22 protein-coding genes and 1 tRNA gene are annotated in these 22,345 nt (G+C 62.5%); 8 read left to right on the plus strand and 15 right to left on the minus strand.

All coding sequences use genetic code 11. From position 1 onward, the window contains the following. Window positions 1-91: 91 nt before the first annotated feature. Genes nusB through ribBA form a run of 3 tightly spaced genes read right to left on the minus strand, consistent with a single transcriptional unit; the run spans window position 92 to window position 2,216 of the window. Window positions 92-526, minus strand: a complete 435-nt coding sequence (gene nusB / locus ACUN0E_RS24380) for a transcription antitermination factor NusB (RefSeq protein WP_408333744.1) — start codon at window positions 524-526, stop codon at window positions 92-94. Beyond that, entirely contained in the window at window positions 523-1,029 is a 507-nt protein-coding gene (gene ribH, locus ACUN0E_RS24385; protein WP_006050161.1) for a 6,7-dimethyl-8-ribityllumazine synthase, read from the minus strand. The genes nusB and ribH overlap by 4 nt, the downstream gene beginning before the upstream one ends. 50 nt (window positions 1,030-1,079) lie before the next feature. Continuing rightward, entirely contained in the window at window positions 1,080-2,216 is a 1,137-nt protein-coding gene (gene ribBA / locus ACUN0E_RS24390) for a bifunctional 3,4-dihydroxy-2-butanone-4-phosphate synthase/GTP cyclohydrolase II (RefSeq protein WP_408333747.1), read from the minus strand. Window positions 2,217-2,423: 207 nt separating this feature from the next. Between ribBA and ilvD the strand changes: the two genes are divergently transcribed. Beyond that, the gene (gene ilvD / locus ACUN0E_RS24395; protein WP_445568200.1) at window positions 2,424-4,286 is read left to right on the plus strand and encodes a dihydroxy-acid dehydratase; all 1,863 of its coding nucleotides are present in this window, start codon (window positions 2,424-2,426) and stop codon (window positions 4,284-4,286) included. Window positions 4,287-4,530: 244 nt separating this feature from the next. Here ilvD and ACUN0E_RS24400 read toward each other — a convergent pair whose 3' ends face one another. From ACUN0E_RS24400 to ACUN0E_RS24425, 6 genes are all read right to left on the minus strand, one after another. Next, window positions 4,531-5,166 carry a riboflavin synthase gene (locus tag ACUN0E_RS24400; RefSeq protein ID WP_445568201.1) on the minus strand — a complete coding sequence of 212 codons (636 nt, stop codon included), beginning with the start codon at window positions 5,164-5,166 and terminating at the stop codon, window positions 4,531-4,533. A gap of 15 nt (window positions 5,167-5,181) precedes the next feature. Continuing rightward, entirely contained in the window at window positions 5,182-6,351 is a 1,170-nt protein-coding gene (gene ribD / locus ACUN0E_RS24405; RefSeq protein ID WP_445568202.1) for a bifunctional diaminohydroxyphosphoribosylaminopyrimidine deaminase/5-amino-6-(5-phosphoribosylamino)uracil reductase RibD, read from the minus strand. A gap of 60 nt (window positions 6,352-6,411) precedes the next feature. Beyond that, window positions 6,412-7,695, minus strand: coding sequence for a glutamate-1-semialdehyde 2,1-aminomutase (gene hemL, locus ACUN0E_RS24410; protein WP_445568203.1), 1,284 nt, complete (start codon window positions 7,693-7,695; stop codon window positions 6,412-6,414). Between the two features lie 227 nt (window positions 7,696-7,922). After that, window positions 7,923-9,095 carry a transposase gene (locus ACUN0E_RS24415; protein ID WP_445568204.1) on the minus strand — a complete coding sequence of 391 codons (1,173 nt, stop codon included), beginning with the start codon at window positions 9,093-9,095 and terminating at the stop codon, window positions 7,923-7,925. 209 nt (window positions 9,096-9,304) lie between these two features. Beyond that, window positions 9,305-10,723: an IS66 family transposase gene (gene tnpC / locus ACUN0E_RS24420; protein ID WP_445565280.1), complete on the minus strand. Its 1,419-nt coding sequence runs from the start codon at window positions 10,721-10,723 to the stop codon at window positions 9,305-9,307. 244 nt (window positions 10,724-10,967) lie between these two features. Continuing rightward, window positions 10,968-11,564, minus strand: coding sequence for a hypothetical protein (locus ACUN0E_RS24425; RefSeq protein ID WP_445568205.1), 597 nt, complete (start codon window positions 11,562-11,564; stop codon window positions 10,968-10,970). A gap of 248 nt (window positions 11,565-11,812) precedes the next feature. Here ACUN0E_RS24425 and ACUN0E_RS24430 point away from each other — a divergent pair, with 248 nt between their 5' ends. From ACUN0E_RS24430 to ACUN0E_RS24440, 3 genes are all read left to right on the plus strand, one after another. Next, window positions 11,813-13,033: a Bcr/CflA family multidrug efflux MFS transporter gene (locus ACUN0E_RS24430; protein WP_408333765.1), complete on the plus strand. Its 1,221-nt coding sequence runs from the start codon at window positions 11,813-11,815 to the stop codon at window positions 13,031-13,033. A gap of 201 nt (window positions 13,034-13,234) precedes the next feature. After that, complete coding sequence (locus ACUN0E_RS24435) at window positions 13,235-13,465, plus strand: hypothetical protein (RefSeq protein WP_054037416.1); 231 nt, start codon at window positions 13,235-13,237, stop codon at window positions 13,463-13,465. 73 nt (window positions 13,466-13,538) lie between these two features. Further along, window positions 13,539-13,943, plus strand: coding sequence for a RidA family protein (locus ACUN0E_RS24440; protein ID WP_445568206.1), 405 nt, complete (start codon window positions 13,539-13,541; stop codon window positions 13,941-13,943). Window positions 13,944-13,970: 27 nt separating this feature from the next. Here ACUN0E_RS24440 and ACUN0E_RS24445 read toward each other — a convergent pair whose 3' ends face one another. From ACUN0E_RS24445 to rph, 6 genes are all read right to left on the minus strand, one after another. Then, complete coding sequence (locus ACUN0E_RS24445; protein ID WP_445568207.1) at window positions 13,971-14,429, minus strand: hypothetical protein; 459 nt, start codon at window positions 14,427-14,429, stop codon at window positions 13,971-13,973. A 145-nt stretch (window positions 14,430-14,574) separates the two neighbouring features. Then, window positions 14,575-14,748, minus strand: coding sequence for a hypothetical protein (locus tag ACUN0E_RS24450; RefSeq protein ID WP_445568208.1), 174 nt, complete (start codon window positions 14,746-14,748; stop codon window positions 14,575-14,577). A gap of 204 nt (window positions 14,749-14,952) precedes the next feature. After that, a tRNA-Ser gene (locus ACUN0E_RS24455) sits at window positions 14,953-15,042 on the minus strand. A gap of 55 nt (window positions 15,043-15,097) precedes the next feature. Further along, window positions 15,098-16,327, minus strand: a complete 1,230-nt coding sequence (gene hemW, locus ACUN0E_RS24460; RefSeq protein ID WP_445568209.1) for a radical SAM family heme chaperone HemW — start codon at window positions 16,325-16,327, stop codon at window positions 15,098-15,100. Then, on the minus strand, window positions 16,324-16,971 hold the full coding sequence (gene rdgB / locus ACUN0E_RS24465) for an RdgB/HAM1 family non-canonical purine NTP pyrophosphatase (RefSeq protein ID WP_445568210.1): 648 nt from the start codon (window positions 16,969-16,971) through the stop codon (window positions 16,324-16,326). Before rdgB ends, hemW begins: the two co-directional genes overlap by 4 nt. Continuing rightward, window positions 16,964-17,704 carry a ribonuclease PH gene (rph, locus tag ACUN0E_RS24470; protein ID WP_408508570.1) on the minus strand — a complete coding sequence of 247 codons (741 nt, stop codon included), beginning with the start codon at window positions 17,702-17,704 and terminating at the stop codon, window positions 16,964-16,966. The genes rdgB and rph overlap by 8 nt, the downstream gene beginning before the upstream one ends. Before the next feature lie 269 nt (window positions 17,705-17,973). On the opposite strand from rph, the gene ACUN0E_RS24475 reads away from it, so the two are divergent. The 4 genes from ACUN0E_RS24475 (at window position 17,974) to ACUN0E_RS24490 (ending at window position 22,322) form a co-directional block, all read left to right on the plus strand. Beyond that, on the plus strand, window positions 17,974-18,897 hold the full coding sequence (locus ACUN0E_RS24475; protein ID WP_445568211.1) for a YicC/YloC family endoribonuclease: 924 nt from the start codon (window positions 17,974-17,976) through the stop codon (window positions 18,895-18,897). 18 nt (window positions 18,898-18,915) lie between these two features. After that, window positions 18,916-19,596 carry a guanylate kinase gene (gene gmk / locus ACUN0E_RS24480; protein ID WP_408206404.1) on the plus strand — a complete coding sequence of 227 codons (681 nt, stop codon included), beginning with the start codon at window positions 18,916-18,918 and terminating at the stop codon, window positions 19,594-19,596. A 60-nt stretch (window positions 19,597-19,656) separates the two neighbouring features. Next, on the plus strand, window positions 19,657-19,860 hold the full coding sequence (rpoZ, locus tag ACUN0E_RS24485; protein WP_073427086.1) for a DNA-directed RNA polymerase subunit omega: 204 nt from the start codon (window positions 19,657-19,659) through the stop codon (window positions 19,858-19,860). 107 nt (window positions 19,861-19,967) lie between these two features. After that, window positions 19,968-22,322, plus strand: coding sequence for a RelA/SpoT family protein (locus ACUN0E_RS24490; RefSeq protein WP_445568212.1), 2,355 nt, complete (start codon window positions 19,968-19,970; stop codon window positions 22,320-22,322). Window positions 22,323-22,345: the final 23 nt, after the last annotated feature.

Below are 22,345 nucleotides of genomic sequence, written 5' to 3' on the forward strand. Positions count from 1 at the left end.
CGCCTCGCGCGTGAGTTCCGCGCGTGAGTTCATGTGCGAGGCGGGTCAACCTCTAGCGTAAGGCGCATGACGTATGTCACGCGCCTTACGCTCAATGCTTGCGAGCCGCCTGCGTTTCGGCAGCGCGCAGTTGCGCCGACAGCTTGTCCAGCACGCCGTTCACGTACTTGTAGCCGTCTGCACCGCCAAAGGTCTTGGCGAGTTCGACTGCTTCGTTGATGACCACGCGATAGGGGATATCGACGTGGTTCTTCAGTTCGAACGCGGCGACCAGCAGAACAGCGCGTTCGACCGGCGAAAGCTGGTCGATCGGGCGATCGAGGCACGGTGCGATATCCGCGGAGAGTGCTTCCGAATCGCGGATCACGCCGTTCAGAATGGCGTCCAGGTGTTCGTGGTCAGCCTTGTCGAAGCCCTGTGCGCCGCGCAGCTGCGCGTCGATTTCACCGCTGGGCGAGCCCGACAGTAGCCACTGGTAAAGCCCCTGCGTGGCCAGTTCGCGGGAGCGTCGGCGTGCGCTCTTCATGCTTCTTCCTCTTCTTCGTCTTCTTCTTCGTCGTCACCGCCGAGTTGTTCAAGCGCGACGGCGAGATTTGCCATTTCGACGGCCACGCGCGCCGCGTCACGTCCCTTCTCGGTCATGCGCGCGACAGCTTGCTCGTCGTTTTCGGTGGTCAGCACGGCATTCGCGACCGGAATGCCGAAGTCGAGGCCGATACGCGTGATGCCCGCGCCGCTTTCGTTCGATACCAGTTCGAAATGGTACGTTTCGCCGCGAATCACCGCGCCCAGCGCAATCAGTGCGTCGAATTGGGCGCTTTCGGCGAGCTTTTGCAGTGCCAGCGGGATTTCCAGCGCGCCTGGCACGGTGACCAGCAGCACGTCTTCGCCGGTGACGCCGAGGCGTTCGAGTTCTTCGATGCACGAATCCGCGAGACCGTTGCAGACGGGTTCGTTAAAACGCGCCTGGACGATGCCGATACGCAGTCCGTCGCCGTCGAGATTCGGTTGGTATTGTCCGATTTCCATGTGAATTCCGTAGTGTTTTGAGTTGGCGCTTAAGCGCGTGAATGGTCGGATCAGCCTTGTTGCGGAGCCTGTGCGGTGCTGCCCGGCATGGGTACGAAGCCGGTGACTTCGAGGCCGTAGCCCGACATGCTACCCAGCTTGCGCGGATTCGACAGCACCTGCATCTTCCCGACACCGAGCTCGCGAAGAATCTGCGCGCCGATACCGTAGGTCTTGAAGTCGACCGGCCGGCGTTTGAGCGCTTCAGCCTTTTCTTTCGAGTCGAACGCCTTGAAAACGTCGACCAGATGCTCCTTCGAATCGCCGCAGTTCAGCATCACGATCACACCGACGTCGCGCTGGGCGATCTCTTTCATGGCTGCATCTAGCGTCCATGAGTGAGTCGACTTGCCGACTTCGAGCAGATCCAGCATCGACAGCGGCTCGTGCACGCGTACCAGCGTCTCGTGCTCCGGGTTCGGTGTGCCGCGCACCAGCGCGATATGCGGCTGGCCGCTCGGCTGGTCGAGATACATCACCGCGCGAAACGCGCCGTGCGCGGTTTGCATGGTGCGCTCGCAAATACGCTCGACGATCGATTCGGTGCGGCTGCGATAGTGAATCAGATCCGCGATCGTGCCGATTTTCAGATCGTGCTCTTTGGCGAACTCCATCAGGTCCGGCAGGCGCGCCATTGTGCCGTCGTCTTTGATGACTTCGCAGATCACCGCAGCCGGCGTAAGGCCTGCCAGCGCCGTGAAATCGCAGCCGGCCTCGGTGTGGCCGGCGCGCACCAGCACGCCGCCGGGTTGCGCCATGATCGGGAACACGTGGCCCGGCTGCACGATGTGCTCGGCCTTCGCGTCTGGCGCGACCGCCGCGGCGATCGTGCGGGCGCGGTCGGCCGCCGAGATACCCGTGGTCACGCCTTCAGCCGCTTCGATGCTGACCGTGAACGCCGTGCCGTACTGTGTGCCGTTGCGGTAGGTCATCAGCGGCAGGTTCAGCAGCTTGCAGCGTTCCTGTGTGAGCGTCAGGCAGATCAGGCCGCGGCCGTAGCGCGCCATGAAGTTGATCGCTTCCGGCGTGACGAATTCGGCGGCGATCACGAGGTCGCCCTCGTTTTCGCGGTCTTCTTCGTCGACGAGGATCACCATCCGGCCTGATTTCAGTTCGGCGATGATCTCTTGAGTGGAGGCGAGCGTCATGTTGGCGGAGTTTTTCGAAGAAAGCGCGTATTTTACGCCACGCGGGCCCCCAAGTCGCCTGGACCGGGTGGCATAGGCCGTTTGGCCAGGCCGTTGGGCTGTCTGGCGGCGCTTTGACAGGGCGGCGTTGCTATAATTCGTCGCGCCCGCGAAGGCCGCTTCCAGAATCCAGAAAACCAATCCCCGCTAATCCGTTCGAGAAAGATCATGCCGCACTATCGCTCACGCACATCGACTCATGGCCGCAATATGGCCGGCGCCCGCGCCTTGTGGCGCGCCACCGGAATGAAAGATGACGATTTCGGCAAGCCGATTATCGCCGTGGTGAATTCGTTCACCCAGTTCGTGCCGGGTCATGTGCATTTGCGCGATCTGGGCGCGCTGGTCGCGAAGGAAATCGAAGCGGCCGGCGGTGTGGCCAAGGAATTCAACACTATCGCCGTGGACGACGGCATCGCCATGGGTCACGGCGGCATGCTGTATTCGCTGCCTTCGCGTGAGCTGATCGCCGACTCGGTGGAATACATGGTCAACGCGCACTGCGCAGATGCCATGGTCTGCATCTCCAATTGCGACAAGATCACCCCGGGCATGCTGATGGCCGCCATGCGCCTGAACATCCCCGTCGTGTTCGTTTCCGGCGGTCCGATGGAAGCGGGCAAGGTCAAGTCGCCGACAGACGGCCAGGTGATCGCCAAGATCGACCTGATCGACGCGATGATCAAGGCGGGCGACTCCCGGGTCAGCGATGCGGAAGTGGCGGAAATCGAGCGCAGCGCCTGCCCGACATGCGGTTCCTGCTCGGGCATGTTCACCGCGAACTCGATGAATTGCCTGACCGAGGCAATCGGTCTGGCGTTGCCCGGCAACGGCACGATTGTCGCCACGCATGCATGGCGCAAGGGCCTGTTCGAACAGGCCGGCCGTCTGGTGGTGGACCTGTGCCGCCGCTACTATCAGGAAGAAGACGCCTCGGTTCTGCCGCGGAATATCGCCAGCAAACAGGCATTCGAGAACGCCATGGCGCTCGACGTGGCCATGGGCGGTTCGACCAATACCGTGTTGCACCTGCTGGCAGCCGCGCAGGAAGGCGGCGTCGATTTCACGATGTCCGACATCGATCGCATCTCGCGCAAAGTGCCGTGCCTGTGCAAAGTGGCGCCCGCAACCGACAAATACCATATCGAAGACGTGCACCGTGCCGGCGGCATCCCCGGCATTCTCGGTGAACTCGCGCGTGCGGAACTGCTGGATCTGTCGTGCGGCAACGTGCATAGCGGCACGCTGGGCAATGCGATCGCCAGGTGGGACGTCGCTGGCGGTGCGGGCGAAGACGCGCAGAAACTCTTCCGTGCGGCTCCGGGCGGCATTCCGACCACCGTCGCATTCAGCCAGGAAGCCACCTTCACGTCGCTGGATACCGACCGCAAGACCGGCTGTATCCGCAGCAGGCAGAACGCGTATTCGAAAGACGGCGGCCTCGCCGTGCTTTACGGCAACCTCGCGGAGAAGGGCTGCATCGTCAAGACCGCGGGTGTCGACGAATCGCAGTGGGTCTTCTCCGGGCGCGCGCGCGTGTTCGAGAGCCAGGACGATGCTGTCGACGCCATTCTGGGCGACAAAGTCGTGGCGGGCGATGTGGTCGTGATCCGTTACGAAGGGCCGAAGGGCGGCCCCGGCATGCAGGAAATGCTTTACCCCACGTCGTATCTGAAATCCAAGGGCCTGGGTAAGAACTGCGCGCTGTTTACCGATGGCCGCTTCTCGGGCGGGTCGTCGGGCCTCGTGATCGGACATGCTTCGCCGGAAGCGGCCGAAGGCGGCACGATTGGTCTGGTGGAAGAAGGCGATGTAATCGAGATCGACATTCCTAATCGCAAGATGCACCTGGCGGTGTCGGACGAGGAGCTGGCGCGCCGTCGCGAAGCCATGGAAGCACGCGGCGACAAGGCATGGATGCCGGTGAATCGCGAGCGCGTGGTGTCGCAGGCGTTGCAGGCCTATGCGGCGCTGGCGACCTCCGCTGACCGTGGCGCCGTGCGGGATCTCTCGCAATTGAAACGCAAGTGAGAGGTAGTTGAAGCGTAACCGACCGGCTCGTTGACGCAGGGGCCGTGAGGCGCCGGGCGGCGTCCGCAATGGACGCCGCCGGTACGTTACTCAACAGTCGGGATGTTCGCCAGCGGATCGGCCTCGGCGTTCAAGCTGTGACGGCGACGAGTTAGCGGCTGCGTCCAGCTACGGTTGATGAGCAAAAAACCGCTTCCGGCCAATCCCGCTGGACTGCGATGCCGGGCACGGCCCGTCAAATCGATTACTTCAACGGCTGCTGGCCGTCATGCGATGCCGAGAGCATCCGCTCCACATACCGCGCAATCAGATCGATCTCCAGATTTACCTGCGAGCCCTCGCGCAAATTCTTCAGCGACGTCACCTGCACCGTGTGCGGAATCAGGTTGATCGAAAACTCACAGCCGTCGTCGCGATCTTTAACCGAGTTGACGGTCAAGCTCACGCCGTTGACCGTGATCGAGCCTTTGTAAGCCAGATAGCGGCCAATTTCGCGCGGCGCCAGCACGCGCAGTTCGTGTGACTCGCCGACCGGCGCGAAATGCGTGACGGTGCCGAGTCCGTCCACGTGGCCCGAAACGATATGGCCGCCAAGCCGGTCATGCGCGCGCAGCGCTTTCTCCAGGTTGACTTCGCCCGGTTCGCCGAGACCGACTGTGCAGTTCAGACTTTCGCGCGACACATCCACTTCGAACGAATGCGCGGCTTTTTCCACCACCGTCATGCAGGCGCCCTGGATCGTGATGCTGTCGCCGAGCTGGACGTCTTCGAGATCGAGGCCGCCAGCTTCGACGTTCAGACGCACGCCCGCGTCGCCGTCCGTGCCGAGGGGCTTGACTGATTCGATGCGGCCCACCGCCGCGACGATTCCTGTAAACATCGTGCTAATCCTTGATCAATTCGAAGTTGGTTGGGGAGCGGGCTCGGTTCCGGCTTCGGGTGCCGGATGCGGCACGGAGCGGGGCACAAAGCGCGCGAGAATTCGCAGATCGTCGCCGATCCGGTCGACTGTATGGAAATTCAGTTGCGTGCGGCCGTCGAGCGTTTCCGGCGCGCTCAGATTGAACATGCTCATCGAGTCCATGCCGAGCAGGCTAGGCGCGAGATAGATCAGCAGTTCGTCGACGCAGCCTTCGCGCAGCAGCGAGCCGTTCAGCTTGTAGCCCGCCTCGACGTGCAGTTCGTTGACGTTACGCTCGCCGAGTATTTTCAGCATGGCGGGCAGGTCGACCTTGCCCGCCGCGTTCGCCAGTTGCACGATCTCCGCGCCGCGATCACGCAGTACGCTGGCTCGCTCGGCATGACGCTCATCGAGATTGCCGCAGAAAATCAGTGTGGGTGCGCCGGCCAGAATCTGCGCTTCGGGCGGCACGTCGAGCTGGCTGTCGATCAGCACACGTTGCGGCTGGCGCGGTGTGTCGACAGCACGCACGGTCATGCGCGGATCGTCTTCCCTGACGGTGCCGATGCCCGTCAGAATCGCTGATGCGCGGGCACGCCACGCATGACCATCGGCGCGCGCCGCTTCGCCGGTAATCCATTGACTGACGCCCGACGGCAAGCCGGTGCGGCCGTCCAGCGAGGCCGCCACTTTCATGCGGACCCACGGGCGGCCGCGTGTCATGCGCGACACGAAGCCGATGTTCAGTTCGTGTGCTTCGTTGGCGAGTAGCCCGCAACGCACTTCAATGCCGGCGTCGCGCAACATCGTGAGGCCGCGCCCGGAGACTTGTGGATTGGGGTCTTCCATCGCCGCGACCACGCGATCGACCTGTGCTTCGATCAGCGCATTCGCGCACGGCGGCGTGCGGCCGAAATGGCTGCACGGTTCGAGCGTCACGTAGGCGGTGGCGCCGCGCAGATCATGGCCGCGTGACCGCGCGTCCTTCAACGCCCGGACTTCGGCATGATCCTGGCCGGCCGGTTGAGTGAAGCCTTCGCCGATCACCTCGCCGTTCTTGACGAGCACGCAACCGACGCGCGGATTCGGGTCGGTCGTGTACATGCCGCGTTTGGCCAACGCGAGCGCGCGCTCCATATGGACGAAGTCGGTTTGCGAAAACATCGGGATCCGGTCGGGTACGGTGGCTAGGCTGGTGTCGGCGGGGTCGGTGTCTCGCCGGTTTCAGGCCGCGAGCGAGGCAAACGCGCCGCGCGCTGCGTCGATCGTCGCGTCGATGATCGCGTCGTCGTGCACGATCGAAACGAAGCCCGCTTCATACGCCGACGGCGCGAAGTACACGCCCGCGTCGAGCATCTTGTGGAAGAACGCATTGAAGCGCGGCACGTCGTTCTTCGTGACTTCGGCGAAACTGGTCGGAACTGACTCGGTGAAGTACAGGCCGAACATGCCGCCGAGCGAATCGGCCGCGAACGGCACCTTCGCTTCACGCGCGACATTCGCGAGACCTTGCGCGAGACGCGTGGTGCGAGCGGTGAGTGTGTCGTAGAAGCCCGGCGCCTGGATCAGTTGCAGCGTCTTCAGGCCCGCGGCGACCGCGATCGGATTGCCCGACAGCGTGCCAGCCTGGTAGACGCCGCCAAGCGGCGCGAGGTGAGCCATGATGTCGCGCCGGCCGCCGAACGCTGCCGCCGGCATGCCGCCGCCGATCACCTTGCCCAGACACGTCAGATCCGGCGTGATGCCGTAGACCTCTTGCGCGCCACCCAGCGCGACGCGGAAACCGCACATCACTTCGTCGAAAATCAGGACCGAGCCGTACTCTGTGCACAGGCGCCGCAAGGCTTGCAAGAATTCGGGCGTGGCGCGCACGAGGTTCATGTTGCCCGCCACCGGCTCGACGATCACCGAGGCGATCTCGTTGCCGAACGCCTTGAACGCTTCTTCGAGTTCCGCGACGTTGTTGTACTCGAGCACCGTGGTGTGCTTGGCGATATCGACCGGCACACCCGCCGAAGTCGGATTGCCGAACGTGAGCAGGCCCGAGCCCGCTTTGACCAGCAGGCTGTCCGCGTGGCCGTGATAGCAGCCTTCGAACTTGACGATGCGGCTGCGGTTCGTGAAGCCGCGCGCGAGACGCAGCGCGCTCATGGTCGCTTCGGTGCCGCTCGATACCATGCGGACCTGTTCGATCGACGGCACCAGTTTGCAGATTTCTTCGGCGATTTCCACTTCCGCTTCGGTCGGCGCGCCGAACGAGAAGCCGTTGGCCAGCACGCGCTGGACCGCTTCCAGCACTTCCGGGTGGACGTGGCCGAGGATCATCGGGCCCCACGAGCCGATGTAGTCGGTATAGCGCTGACCGTCTGCGTCCCAGAAGTAGGGGCCTTGCGCGCGCTCGATGAAGCGCGGCGTGCCGCCTACCGAACGGAATGCGCGGACCGGCGAGTTCACGCCGCCGGGGATGGTGCGCTGCGCGCGCTCGAAGAGAGTCTGGTTTTTAGACATGGTGATGGCTGGAATTTGGGTTGCGCAGCGGCGCGGGTGCTGGTTTTTGCGCTCGGCGCGGCGCTGAGGGTTTGATGGGGAAATTGTACCGGAGTCAGCGGGAAGAGGTTTCGGGCTTGCCCATGCTGGGGCGGGGTGCTGTTTTCTGTGCCTTTTCTTGATTTCTTTGTGGTCTATTAGCGTTCGCCCCTGTGCGGGGCAATGCTCTCAACTTAAGCCCCATTTCATCAAGCAAGCTTGTACGCGAGATGGTGATGGGGCTTGGCTTTTCGGGGCGGTCGAGGGTAAGAGCGGGCGGGCTGGATCCGACACCGGGCCTGGTGGATGGCCGGCATGACTTTGGGCAGCAGGTTCAGGCAGTGTTCAATCCGTAGCAGGCACGCGCCGAGGATCGGCTTGAGGGCACCCAGCGCATAAACACGATCAGGACGGCTGGCAGGCTCATCATCATGATGCGCATCGTCCAGATCGCTGAGCAGTGTGCACAGGTTGTCGGCGACGGTTTTTGCGCCGAAGTCCTGCTGCAGCGCCAGGTAGTCCAGCCCCGTGACGGCCTCCAGCCGCAGCCGGTGCTTGAGCCGTTTGAACGCTTCCCCGATGCGCCAGCGCTGATGATAGAGCGCCCCGAAGGTGGCAGCCGGATAGCGCTGGCGATCAAGCAGCGAGGTCATCAGCACACGCACACGTCCGCCAGGGGTGACATCACGGATCAGGCGCACCGTGGTGGGCGTGCGCACCAGTTCATAGTCAAGGGCGTCCTGTTCATTGGGCGCGGCCAGTGTCACGATGCGCTCAGCCTCGCCACTGCGCGCAAAGGCGGTGACGCACGTCCAGGCGCATGCATCCACGCGCAGACAGAACGGGATCTCGCGCTGCGCCAGCGCGGCCACCATCATGTTGCCGAGATAGCCGCGATCAAGCAGTAGCAGATCGGTGTGCGGCTGCAGCACATCCAGCGCTTCGAACAGCATCTGCCGCTCGGAGCCGTCGGCCGGATGAAGCGCGGCGTGCAGGGTCAGTTCGGGCCCCGGCAGGAACAGTGCAAATGCGTAGTGGTCGGCGCGCAGATCATGGCCTTCGCGCGTGCCTACCCGCAGACGGCTACCGTCGGCGGCGAGCAGCCTCAGGCCATTCCAGCGCATCGAATCAATGTAGGGTTGGGCCAGTTCAACCAGGCGCGCGCGGGCCAGTTCGAACAGCTCGGCCGACAGGCCGCGGCGCGCCTTGCTGAAGGCCTGTGCACTCACCGCGCGGGCGCGCACCGCCTGCCCGTGCAGCGCGCCAAACAGCCCGTCGAGCTCGGCCTGCACGCTCGTGCGCATGCCCGACATCAGCAACGCGGCCATGCGTGGCAGCGTCAGGATGCGATTGCGGGTAAAGGCAGTGGGAGAAAGACGCACGCGCTCAGCGAGTGCCGGATCGAACAGGAAATCGGAGAACTCAGCCAGGAGTTGGGAGGACGCTGGTATTTGAGTTCATATCGTTTATTTATCAATCAGTTATGCGATGAAGTTTACAGGGCAAACGCCCCGTATACAAGCCATTTTGGGCTTAAGTTGAGAGCATTGCTGTGCGGGGCGGCACCTACTTTTCTTTGCATGCCGCGTAACTATTCAGCGGCCGGCAGGGGCGAAACGACCAAACCGGCAAAGCTCAAGGCCAGCGCATCGATCAGCGAGCGGTTCTGCTTACGCAAAGTGGCGAGATAGGAGCGGATTGTGCAGAACGCCTCCATGCCGCAGACAGAGCGGAAACACCCTGATATTTTCTGCTTGAGTTTGGGCATGCGGATATCGCGCTCGGCCAGATTGTTGTCGAACGGCACACGGTGATCTGCAATAAAACGCCATACCTGGCGCGTCTGTGTGTGCAGGCGGCGCAGCAGATTGTAGGCAAAGCTCTGCCTGATCTTGCCGCGCCGCTCCTTGCGCCTGGACTCGCGCGCCTGCTGGGGATTAAGCCTGTCTCCCAGAGCAATCAGCGCCCGACTTCGCCTGGCGTAATAGCGCTGGCGCGATCGACTCAGTGCCGTGTTGCCGCAGGCCAGACTGAGCTCACTCTCGCGTTTGGCCTGACACAGCAGATCAATCATCTGCTGGGCCCACGCCTGCCCGGTGGACTCCAGCACAAACACCAACTCGCGCAGATGGTGGGCATTGCATAGCGCATGGTCGCAGTCATAGTAGGCATACGGTCGCCAGCCGTCATGTACCGCGATGCCCGTGAAGCCAGGCAGAATGCCGAAACTGTCGAGTGCCTCGCGACCGCGCTTGTGGTGCGCACCGTACCAGCTCAGCGTGCGCGTTGACGCGGTATGCAGCCAGTGGGGCGTACGTCCCACGCGCATGCTGCTCTCATCGAAATGCACGACCGGCTGCTTATGCAGTGCCTGGCTGATCTGTTCAACTGCGGGCGCCAGCAGATGTGCTGCCTGATCAATGCTGTGCTGCACGGTGCCGGTACTCACACGCAGACCGAACAGATCCGTCAGCGCCTGAGCGGTGCGTCCCACTGGCAGTTGCTGGTACTGCGTCAGATAGACTGCCGCGGCGCGCACCTGGGCACCGTACTGCACCGCCTGGCTTACGCCTTCGGGAAACACGCCCGAATGACGTTTGCCGCAGCGACACTGTGCGATCTGCACGCGATGTTCGGTCACCTCAAAACGCGTGGGCGGCAAATCGATCACCTGACGTCCTTCAGTCACCACGGTGATCCGTGTGGAATCAAGCCGTGCCCCGCATGCATCGCACACCCGCGCCACCGGGTGAATCTCAATGTGATCGGGTTGCGCCACGCGTTTTAGCGTCTTGCCTTTATGACCGGGCTGCGCTCCCGGGCGTGCACCGCTTACGCCGCGCAACGACTTCGGTTTGCGCTTCGGGCCGTCGCTTGATGGTGGCTTGCTGGAGTTATGACTGTCCTTCTCAAGCTTCGCCTCAAGCTCGTTCAGACGCCTCACAAGATCGACGATCAGTGCGTCCTTCTGTTCAGGCGTCAGATCCTTGATGTCGGGCATCTTCGTCATGTCCTTCACTATGCATGGCCTGGTTCCAGTTTACAACCGCTGAATAGTTACCATGCCGCAAAGAAAAGATAGGCAAAAGAAAGCGGCTCAAACCGCTAACTCTTAAGCGGGTCCCCCGCGCAGCCACGGTAGTGGTGCATCTGGAATCTGTGTTTTCGCACACTCCGCCCTGGTGACAAGGGCGTCATACTTCCAGCGGCGCTACGCGCGCTGCGGCGGTATTTCATCAACCCCCGGCCGGCGCTTAGACCTTGTGCGCGTCTTTTGCTGCTGGTTTCTTCGTCGCAGGCTTCGTCCTCGTCCTCGTGTGACCTTCTGCCGCGGTTTTTTCCGCTGCCGCCTTGTGGGCCGTTACCTTGCTGGAGCGAATGGGGCCTCTGGGGGCGTCAAGCTTCGGTGGCTTGCGCTTGCCGGTGAGCTCTGCCCAGCGCTTTTCGAGCGCGCCTTCGGCGATTGGCTTGATCACGGTGCCCGAGCTCTGGGCGTCCCATGTCTGCACCGAAAACGGATGCGTGCGCAACGCTTCGCGCGGAATCACGACGCTCTCGTGCGCGTCGACCACCCAGTCGTACACGAAGTCGATGCACAACCGGTAACCGCGTTTCGTCGCGGGATCCGGGACCTCGTACGGCGCGCGCGTCACGTAGCCGGAGCCGAAAATGCCCTTCGGCTCCTGTGCCACACGGTGCAGAAAGACGCGGTCGCCCGGCAGGATGCTGCGGGAAAATCCGCAACCCCAGACGTCAGCCACCGCTACGCTTGCGGCGACCCGCTTCGCTACGTCCGGCAACTCGGGCCACGGCCATTTCTTGGGGCTCCAGATCAACAGGAAGGCAGTCATGGCAGGGTCGGGCAGGGCAGTGTGGAAGGGCGCAGCGGACAGGTTGGTGTCACGCCAGGAAGCGTTCTCGCGGCAGCTTAACCGATCGGCGGCGCGCTTGTCGCGGCGCCTCAGTGATCCGCGGCTACGCATGCCTGGACGCAACCGATGGTTTAACCGTCGCGTACAATTGGGGCCGTCATTTGCTGCTTTCCCCGTTTCACCGCGTTTCGCTGCCGATGACGGCGCGGCGCTTCATCTGGATTCCCATGTCTCACGTCACCAGAAGCCGGCCCGATGGCCGGCTGATTCTGTTGCTCGGTGCGCTTGCCGCATGCGGGCCGATTTCCATCGATATGTATCTGCCGAGCCTGCCGACGATCGCGCAGGCATTCGCCATCAGCACCGGCGCCGCGCAAACCACGCTTACGAGCTTCATGTTCGGCTTTTCGATCGGCATGCTGCTCTATGGTCCGCTGTCGGATACCTATGGCCGCCGCCCTGTGTTGCTCGGCGGCATCATCATGTACGCGCTGGCCAGCGTGGCATGTGCGCTGTCGTTTTCGATCGGCTCGCTGGTGACGTTTCGTTTCGTGCAGGCGCTCGGTGCGGGCGCGGCCTCGGTGCTGGCGCGCGCGATTGCCCGCGACGCGCACGGGCCGACCGATGCCGCGCGCGTGCTGTCGATGCTCGCCATCGTCACGTCGATCGGGCCGTTGCTCGCGCCGCTAATCGGCGGCCAGTTGCTGTTGCTTGGCGGCTGGCGCGTCGTTTTTATTGTGCTGACGCTATTCGGTACAGTGTGCGCGGTGACCGCGTTCCTCAAGGTGCCGGAAACGTGGCCGCGTGAAAAACGTGCGCATTCGGCGCTGCTGAAATCGTTCGGTGCCTATGGCAAGTTGTTGCGCGATCCGGTCGCGTGGGGGCACATGCTGTGCGGCGGCATGGCGTTCGCGTCGATGTTCGCGTACATCACCGCGACGCCGTTCGTGTACATCGAATATTTCCATGTATCGGCACAGCATTACGGCTTTCTGTTCGCGCTGAATATCGTCGGCATCATGTTCGGTAACTTCATGAATACCCGGCTCGTCGGACGGCTCGGTTCGCTGCCGATCATTTCGTTTGCCGCGACCGTGAGTTGCATCGCGTCCTTGTTCGTCTGTCTCGTTTCGCTTACGGGGTGGGGCGGGTTGTGGTCGATCGTCTTCGGATTGTTCTTCGTGGTCGGAGTCGTGGGGTTGTTGTCCGCTAACTGCACGACCGATCTGATGCATCGCTATCCGATGAATGCCGGCGCTGCGGCTGCCGTGTTCGGCGCTGTGCAGCTTGCGCTCGGCGCGCTGTCGAGTCTCGCGGTTGGGCTCTGGCAGGATGGCTCGCCCAAGGGCATGGGCGTCGTCGTGGGTGTCGCGGGCATGCTGTGCTATGTCGGCCGGATTCTGGTTGTCAAATGGCATGGAATGAAGGTGCCCGTCGCGGCCGCTTGAAGCTGCGCGAGGCGTATTTGCCGCTGAATGGTGCATACAGTGCGGTTGGTTGCCAGGCGTGGAGCGCGCGGCACACCCGCTTGCATGCTTCGCGCTAACTAACTCACGCGACTACGGAAAACACCAGGTGTTGCGTGCGCGCGACCGTGCGTTTCAATTTGCATTGCTATGATGGAGTCACTGTTCCTCGGAGCGGCAATCATGGCGATCAGAGATTTGATGAACGGCGAGCGGCAACATGCAGCTTTCGCCGAAGCGCAGAAGCTGGCAGACAGCGGCGCCTATCACGATTACACAGACATTGAATACGTCTTGCGCTTTGATTACGGTTTGTCTGATGTATCGGCGCTGCTCGACAGCCAGTTGATGCATCGCGACCTGAATCGCCGTTGCGCCGACGCGCGCGAGAAGCTGGACGCGCTTAGCGTGTGATGCGTCTCACGCGTACGGCACCATGCGCGTCATTACCCGCCGCGTAGGCGCCATCCCCTTTGGAGTTTCACTCATGGCTGTTAGTCAGCACGACCCGCGTCTGCCGCACATGGACAATCCAGCTGCATTGGCAAAGCCGGGCGGCCACTACAGTCACGTCGCGATTGCGAATGGTTTTGTTTTCGTCTCGGGACAGTTGCCGATCAACGCGCAGGGCGAGAAGCTCGCTGAAGCCTCGTTCGAGGTCCAGGCAGAACAGGTGCTGGCCAACCTGCAGGCTGCGCTCGAAGGCGTTGGCAGCAGCATTGCGCAACTGGTGCAGGTGCGCGTCTATATCGCCGATGTCGAACATTGGGCGAGCTTCAACCAGATCTACGCGGGTTGGGCAGGCGAAGCGCGGCCGGCGCGGGCCGTCGTGCCGGTTCCACATCTGCATTACGGCTTGAAGGTCGAGGTCGAGGCGACCGCGCTGATTTAAGTCGTGGCGGTGTCGAGGCGTTTCGACTCAGTGAATGATGAGCCCGTTGAACTGGGCATTGCCCACCCCGGACGCGATATTCACACCGACGTTGCCGCTCGCCGCCGTCAGCGAGCCGGCACCGAGTTTGGCGGAGGCGCTGCCCGTCACTTGCGCGGCGGTATGCACATTCTGTTGCGAGACGATCGCGGCTTGCGATGTGGTGACGAGGGCGATCTGGTTGGCCTGCGCATTCAGGGCACCGGCTGAGAGATTCACGCCGATGTTGCCGCTTGCGCCGCTGAGCGCATTTGCTCCTACGATAGCGGCGGACGCACCAGCTTTTGCGCTGCCGCCGACGTCCTGCAGATTGGACAACCGGGCTGAGCCGAACACTGCCGCGCTGTCGTCGTCGGACAGCGCCGTTGCCGTGCCTGCAAGAGCGGACGACACGCCCGTGCTCGCGGCAACCCAAATCAGTGCAACGGCTAAAGTGCGGAATTTCATGAGCAACTCCCTGGCGTGCTGAAGGCACAGATAGTCTTGATATCGACCATGGGAGCGAGATGTTGAGGGAGGGGTTCCCCTTAATGCGGGTGGTGCCGAGATATTGACTGATACAAACTTGGCCAAGGGCGAGCTTGGCCCGAAATTACCACCTGCCGCGGCCGCCGTAATAACCGCCCACGCCAACACCCACGCTGACGCTCGGGGCGGCGTAGTAGCCGGGGGCATATCCGTATGCCGGTGCGTAGCCATAGGGCGGCGCGACGATACATCCGGAAAGACCCGCTGCGAAACCTATCGTTAACAGTAATTTGAGCATGGTTCCTCCCTCTTCACGAGTTGGAGGAGCCGGAAGCCGTATTCGTTCGGCCTGCCTTGTGACGGCAAATTACGAAGCCTCGGTTTAATCGGGCTTTATTTACAGTTGCTTACCCGTTCGACACTTTGGGCATTCGCCGATTGGCGGGTTCTTTGATGGCCAGAAATGAAAAACGGGCCGAGAGGCCCGTTTTCATTGATTGTCTGGCGGAGGCGGTGAGATTCGAACTCACGGAAGGATCACTCCTTCGCCGGTTTTCAAGACCGGTGCCTTAAACCGCTCGGCCACACCTCCAAGCCCTAAATTGTAACCTGAAAAATCCTTGTTGCGGCGCTCAGCGGGTCTGTAATCACTGCGGATCTTTCAGAAACAGCGCCTGCAGATCATTCAGGAAGGCCTGGCCAAGTGGCGTCGGCGCGATCTTTTCGTGGTCGCGCGTAATCAGCTTGCGCCGTTCCGCCTCCTGCAAAGCCGGCTCGATGGAGGTCATCGACATCCCCGTGCGCTCGATGAATCGGTGCACTGGAAACCCTTCCACCAGCCGCAGTGCGTTCAGCATGAACTCGAACGGCAGATCGCGCGTCCCGACCTCATTCTCTTCCTGCACTGCCGTGCCGGCCAATGCCTGCTCGATGAAGGTGGTCGGGTGCTTGTAGCGCACCTGACGCAGCACGCGGTTCGGAAACGACAGTTTGGTATGCGCGCCCGCGCCGATGCCGAGATAGTCGCCGAAGCGCCAGTAGTTCAGATTGTGCTTGCTCTGCCGATGCGGCTGCGCATACGCGGACACCTCGTAGCGTTCATAGCCGGCGGCCGTGGTGCGTTCGTGAATCCAGTCCTGCATGTCGGCCGAAGCATCGTCGTCGGGGAGCGCAGGCGGGAATTTCGCAAACAGCGTGTTCGGTTCGAGTGTGAGGTGGTATAGCGACAAATGCGGCGGCGCGAACGACAACGCCGTTTCCACGTCAGCCTGACATTGCGCGAGCGTCTGCTGAGGCAGCGCGAACATCAGATCGAGGTTGAAGTTGTCGAAGGTGGTCGCGGCCACTTCGACCGCGTGGCGTGCTTGTGCCGAGTCGTGAATCCGGCCGAGCGCCTTCAGATGCGCTTCATTGAAACTCTGGATACCCACCGACAGGCGATTCACGCCGCTTGCACGAAACTGCGCGAACTTGTCGGCTTCGAAGGTGCCCGGGTTGGCTTCGAGCGTGATTTCCGCGTCGGCGTCGAGCGGCAGCAGCGCGCGCACGTCGGACAACATGCGGTCTAGCCCCGCCGCCGACAGCAAGCTGGGTGTGCCACCGCCGATGAACACCGTGTGCACCTGGCGGCCCCACACGAGCGGCAGCGCTAATTCGAGGTCAGCGCGCAGCGCGTCGAGATATTCGGTCTCCGGGAACGTATCGCCTTTCCATTCATGCGAGTTGAAGTCGCAGTACGGGCACTTGCGCACGCACCACGGAAAGTGCACATACAACGCCAACGGCGGCAACGACGTCAGGCGAATGCTGCCTGGCGACGTAAATGCCTTGATGACGCCGTTGCCGATATCGGCGGGCGCCGGTTTGATCGGAATCACGCTTCCTCCGTCAAGCGCGCGAGCAGTTGGCGCAAAGCAATCGCGCGGTGGCTGCTGGCGTTCTTCACCGCCGGTTCGAGTTCCGCGGCACTTGCATTCAGCGAGGGCAGGAAGAAGTACGGGTCATAGCCGAAGCCGTGCTCGCCGCGTGGTGCATCCAGCATTTCGCCGTGCCAGCGACCTTCAGCGATCAGCGGTTCGGGATCGTCCGCATGACGCACGAGCGCCAGCACGCAGTAGTAATACGCGTGACGATCGGTTTCACCCTGCAAGGCTGAAACGAGCTGTGCATTGTTCGCCGCGTCGCTCCTTTCACCCCCTGCACGCTGCGCGTAGCGCGCCGAATAAACGCCCGGCGCGCCGCGCAGAACACGCACGCACAGACCGGAATCGTCGGCGAGCACGGGCAGGCCAGTGAGCTTCGCCGCGTGACGTGCCTTGGTCAGCGCGTTTTCGACGAAGGTGGGATACGGCTCTTCCGCCTCCGGCACGTTGAGCTCGCCCTGCGGAATCAGGTCGATGCCGGCCGCGCCGAGCAGTGCGGCGAACTCGCGCAGTTTGCCCGCGTTGTTCGACGCCAGCACGACTTTCTTCAACGGCGAACCGGACGCCGCAGCGCCGTTGCCCTGGCGAATCTCACTCACTCTTTTGCTCCAACGCTTCTTTCTGCTTCGCGATCAGCGTGTTGATGCCGTCGCTCGCCAGATCGAGCAGCGAATTCATTTCATCGCGCGAGAAAGGCACGCCTTCGGCCGTGCCCTGAATTTCGACGAAACCGCCCGCGCCCGTCATCACCACGTTCATGTCGGTGTCGCATTGCGAATCTTCGTCGTAGTCGAGATCCAGCACCGGAAGGCCGTTGTACACGCCGACCGAAATCGCCGCTACGTAGTCGCTGATCGGCGAGGTTTCGATGCGGCCCGTAGCCAGCAGTTTGGCTACCGCGTCATGGGCGGCCACGAACGCGCCGGTGATGCTGGCCGTGCGCGTACCGCCGTCGGCCTGGATCACGTCGCAATCGATATGCAGCGTGCGCGCGCCGAGTTTCTCGAGATCGAACACCGAGCGCAGTGCGCGGCCGATCAGACGCTGGATTTCCTGAGTGCGGCCGGTTTGCTTGCCGCGCGCGGCTTCGCGGTCGCTGCGGGTATGCGTGGCGCGCGGCAGCATGCCGTATTCGGCGGTCAGCCAGCCCTGGCCGCGGTCGCGCAGGAACGACGGCACGCTTTCGGCGATGCTCGCCGTGCAGATGACCTTGGTGTCGCCGAATTCGACCAGCACCGAGCCCTCCGCATGCTTGGTGTAGTGGCGCGTGATGCGCACGTCGCGCAGCTGATTGGCCTGGCGGCCGCTGGGGCGTTGGGTGTTGTTGGTCATGTTGGGATCGGTCTGGAAGAAAAGCAGGAGGGAAAGCGCAATTTTACCGCCGATCGCGTTGGGCGCGGGACAGCCTGTCCGTCGGACGGCTGCCCGCATGTGGCGGGGCTCTGCGCGGGATAGCACTTCGCGGGTGGCGGCGCCCGTGCAAAGCGGTCCCGTCGGTAAAAATGGGATAATGCGGATTCTCCGCCCCGCGTCTCGTACACGCCGGGCGATTCAACTCTCCGGCCATCGTCAAACGCATGGCCACAATCGCGAGAAATACGATGATCTACAGCATGACTGGCTATGCGAGCGCCACGCGCGAACTCGTCGCGGCCTCGGGCACAGGTGGCGTCAGCGTATCGGTCGAACTGCGCACGGTGAACTCGCGCTTTCTCGATCTGAATTTCCGGATGCCGGAAGACGTGCGCGTTTGCGAGCCGACCCTGCGCGAAATGCTGATGAACAAGCTCTCGCGCGGCAAGGTCGACATTCGTATCAATCTGCAACGCAGTGAGCAGTCGGCTAACGCGGGCTCGGTCAATCGTGATGCGCTTGCGCAACTGGCCCTGCTCGAACGCACCGTACTCTCGACGTTCCCGGAAGCCGGGCGCCTGCGTACCGGCGAAATTCTGCGCTGGCCGGGCGTGCTGGCCGAAACCGGCGTGGCGCCGGACGTGCTGCGCGACGCGGTGCTCGCGTGCGGCAAGCAGGCGATTGTCGATCTGATCGACGTGCGCGCCCGCGAAGGTGCGCAACTGGCAACGATGCTGCTCGCCAACGTCACCGAGATGGAAGCGATTGTCACGAAGATCACGCCGCTCGTGCCGGAACTGATCGCGAAGCATCAGCAGAAGATCGTCGAACGTTTGCAGGAAGCGCTCGGCATCGCAGCGCCGGATACGGCAGCGACGATCGTCTCGCGCGAAGAAATCAACGAACGGATTCGCCAGGAAGTGACGATGTACGGCATCCGCATCGACATCGCCGAAGAACTGACGCGCCTCACGGCTCACCTGAACGAAACGCGTCATGTGATCGAGAAGGGCGGCAAGGTCGGCAAGCGGCTCGACTTCATGATGCAGGAACTGAATCGCGAAGCGAACACGCTCGGCTCGAAGGCCGCCGCAAAGGAACTGGCCGATTCGTCGATGACCCTGAAGCTGCTCATCGAGCAGATGCGCGAGCAAGTACAGAATCTGGAGTAAGGCAGGAGCCTCGATAACATGACCGACCACACACGCGAAACCAGCGCACCGCGCAACCCCTACGCCGGTGCTTATCCCGGCAACCTGTTCATGGTGGTCGCGCCTTCGGGCGCGGGCAAGTCGACGCTCGTGAATGCGCTGCTCGCCGGCGACGACGCGATCCGCCTGTCGATTTCGTACACGACGCGCCCGCCGCGTCCGAAGGAGCAGGACGGCGAGCACTATCACTTCACGACGGTCGACGATTTCCTGACGCGTCACGCGGCTGGCGAGTTTCTGGAAAGCGCGGAAGTGCACGGCAACTATTATTCGACTTCGCGCGTGTGGATCGAGGAGCAGATGAAGAGCGGGCACGACGTGCTGCTTGAAATCGACTGGCAGGGCGCGCAACAGGTGAAGAAACAGTTTCATAACGCGGTTGAGATTTTCATCTTGCCGCCGTCTCTGGATGCGCTCGAAGAGCGTTTGAAAAAGCGCGGCCAGGACGAACCGAACGTGATTACACGCCGTCTGCTGGCCGCCGGCAGCGAGATGGCGCACGCGGCCGAAGCGGAGTACGTCGTGATTAACGACAACTTCGAACGCGCGCTCGGTGAACTGCGGTGCCTCGTGGCCGCGACGCGTTCGCGCTTCGCCTCGCAATACGCGCGCCACACGCAGCTTTTCGTGCAGCTCGGCATTCACCTGCCACACGCGTGAGCGCGGCGGTGTGTCGAGCACATAAGGTAGAATAAGCAACATACTGAGAAGGAATCCAACATGGCCCGCATTACCGTCGAAGACTGTCTCAAACAGATCCCGAACCGTTTCGAACTCGCGCTTGCCGCAACCTATCGCGCGCGTCAGCTCGCGCAAGGCCACACGCCGAAGATCGAAAGCCGCGACAAGCCCACGGTTGTCGCGTTGCGTGAAATCGCAGCTGGCATGGTTGGCGTCGAAATGTTGAAGAAGGTGCCTGTTTAAGGCCAGTGCTCGGTTTTCGATTGCCCGCATTTGCCACACGTATTTGCCACATGTAATTGCATCAACGTGCAGACCGGTGTCCAACCCTAACCGCTACGGAGGCGAAATTGAGTGCTACCCCGCCCACCGCCACGGAAGTGGAACACGACACTGACTCGCCCTCGTCTGCACGGAAGTACATCGACGCGGTCCTCGAACAGTCGTTTCGCCATCTCTTCGGGCCGACCGTCACGCCGGAGCAACCGCGCCGGCATGACGTCGTTTCGATCGCCAAGCTGACATCCGTTCTGGCCGGCTATTTGCAGCCGGAAGAGATCAAGGACATCAAGGCGGCGTTCCATTTCAGCGACGAAGCCCACCTCGGCCAGTATCGCCAGAGCGGCGAGCCCTACATCACGCATCCTGTCGCCGTCGCCGAAATCTGCGCCGGCTGGAATCTCGACGCCCAGGCGATGATGGCGGCGCTGCTGCATGACGTGATGGAAGACCAGGGGGTGACCAAGGCCGAACTCGCCGAGCGATTCGGCGCCAAGGTCGCGGAACTGGTCGACGGGTTGTCGAAGCTGGACAAGATGGAGTTTCGCAATCGCGAAGAGGCGCAAGCGGAAAACTTCCGCAAGATGCTGCTCGCCATGGCGCGCGACGTCCGTGTGATTCTGGTGAAGCTCGCCGACCGGCTGCACAACATGCGCACGCTGGGTGCGGTGCCGCATGAGAAGCGCCGTCGCGTGGCGCGCGAAACGCTGGACATCTACGCACCGATCGCGCACCGGCTCGGCCTGAACAATACCTATCGCGAACTGCAGGACCTGAGCTTCGCGAACTTCAACCCGCATCGCTACGCCACGCTCGAAAAAGCCGTCAAGGCCGCGCGCGGCAACCGGCGTGAAGTGGTCGGCAAGATTCTGGAGTCGGTGCAGCGCGCGATTGTCGACGCGAAGCTCGACGCCGAAGTCACCGGCCGTGAGAAAACCATCTTCAGTATCTACAAGAAGATGCGCGACAAGCAGTTGTCGTTCTCGCAGGTGCTGGATGTGTACGGGTTCCGCGTGGTGGTCGAGAGCGCGCTGGAGTGCTACACCTGCATCGGCGCGCTGCACGCGCTCTACAAGCCGGTGCCGGGCAAGTTCAAGGATTACATCGCGATCCCGAAGGTCAACGGCTATCAGTCGCTGCACACCACGCTGGTCGGCCCGTTCGGCGCGCCGATCGAGTTCCAGGTGCGCACGCGCAAGATGCACGAGATCGCTGAGGCGGGCGTGGCCGCGCACTGGCTGTACAAGAACGGCGGCGCCGATCTGAACGACGTGCAGAAGCGTGCGCATCAGTGGCTGAAGTCGCTGCTCGACATTCAGAGCGAAGCGGGCGATTCGAGCGAATTCCTGGAACACGTCAAGATCGATCTGTTCCCGGATGCGGTCTACGTGTTCACGCCGAAGTCGAGGATCATGGCGTTGCCGCGCGGCGCCACTGCACTCGACTTCGCCTATTCGATCCACAGCGACCTGGGCAACCAGTGTGTCGCGGTGAAGATCAACAACGAACTGCTGCCGCTGCGCACCGAGTTGAAGAGCGGCGATATCGTCGAAGTGATCACGGCGCCGTATTCGAAGCCGAATCCGGCCTGGCTCGGTTTCGTGCGTACCGGCAAGGCACGTTCGGCGATCCGCCATTATCTGAAGACGATGCGTTTGAACGAGTCCGTTCAGCTCGGCGAGCGCCTGGTCGACCAGGCGCTGAAGGGCTACGGGCTGGCGCTGTCGGACGTGACGCCGGAAGCCTGGGAAAAGCTCGTGCAGTGGACCGGCAACAAGAGCGGTCAGGAAATCTTCGCGGATATCGGGCTGGGCCGGCGCGTCGCGGCGGTCATGGCCAAGCGTATCGAAGTGCTGATGAGCGGGCGCGATGCCGACGACGATGGCTCGCGTGACGGCACAACGTCGCATGCGCCGCCAGTCGTCATCACTGGCACCGAAGGGATGTCGGTTCAGTTGTCCGCCTGCTGCCGTCCGATTCCTGGCGACGACATCATGGGCTACATCGGTATCGGCCTCGGCATGGCAATCCACACCACGGATTGCCGCGTCGCACAGCGTATCCACCGGCGCGATCCGGGGCGCTGGATCGATGTGGCGTGGGCGCCGCAGCCGGGACGTCTGTTCGACGTCGCAGTGAAGGTGCTGGTCAAGAACACCAAGGGTGTATTCGCCCGCGTGGCTGCCGACATTACATCGGCGGATGCGAACATCGTCCACATTGCGATGGACGAAGATCTCTCGCAGGAATCCACGGTGCTGCGCTTCGTGATCCAGGTGAGCGATCGTGTTCATCTCGCCAATGTCATGCGCCGCGTGCGTACGAATCCGGACGTGATGCGTATTGCGCGCGAGCGGCCGAGCGAGGAAGGGCATCACCGTCACGACGGCGGGATGCGGATCGACCGCGAGCGGGCGGACTACTGATCTGACGGCTGGCTGAAGTCTGT

It is taken from the genome of Paraburkholderia sp. D1E (genome assembly GCF_052682275.1).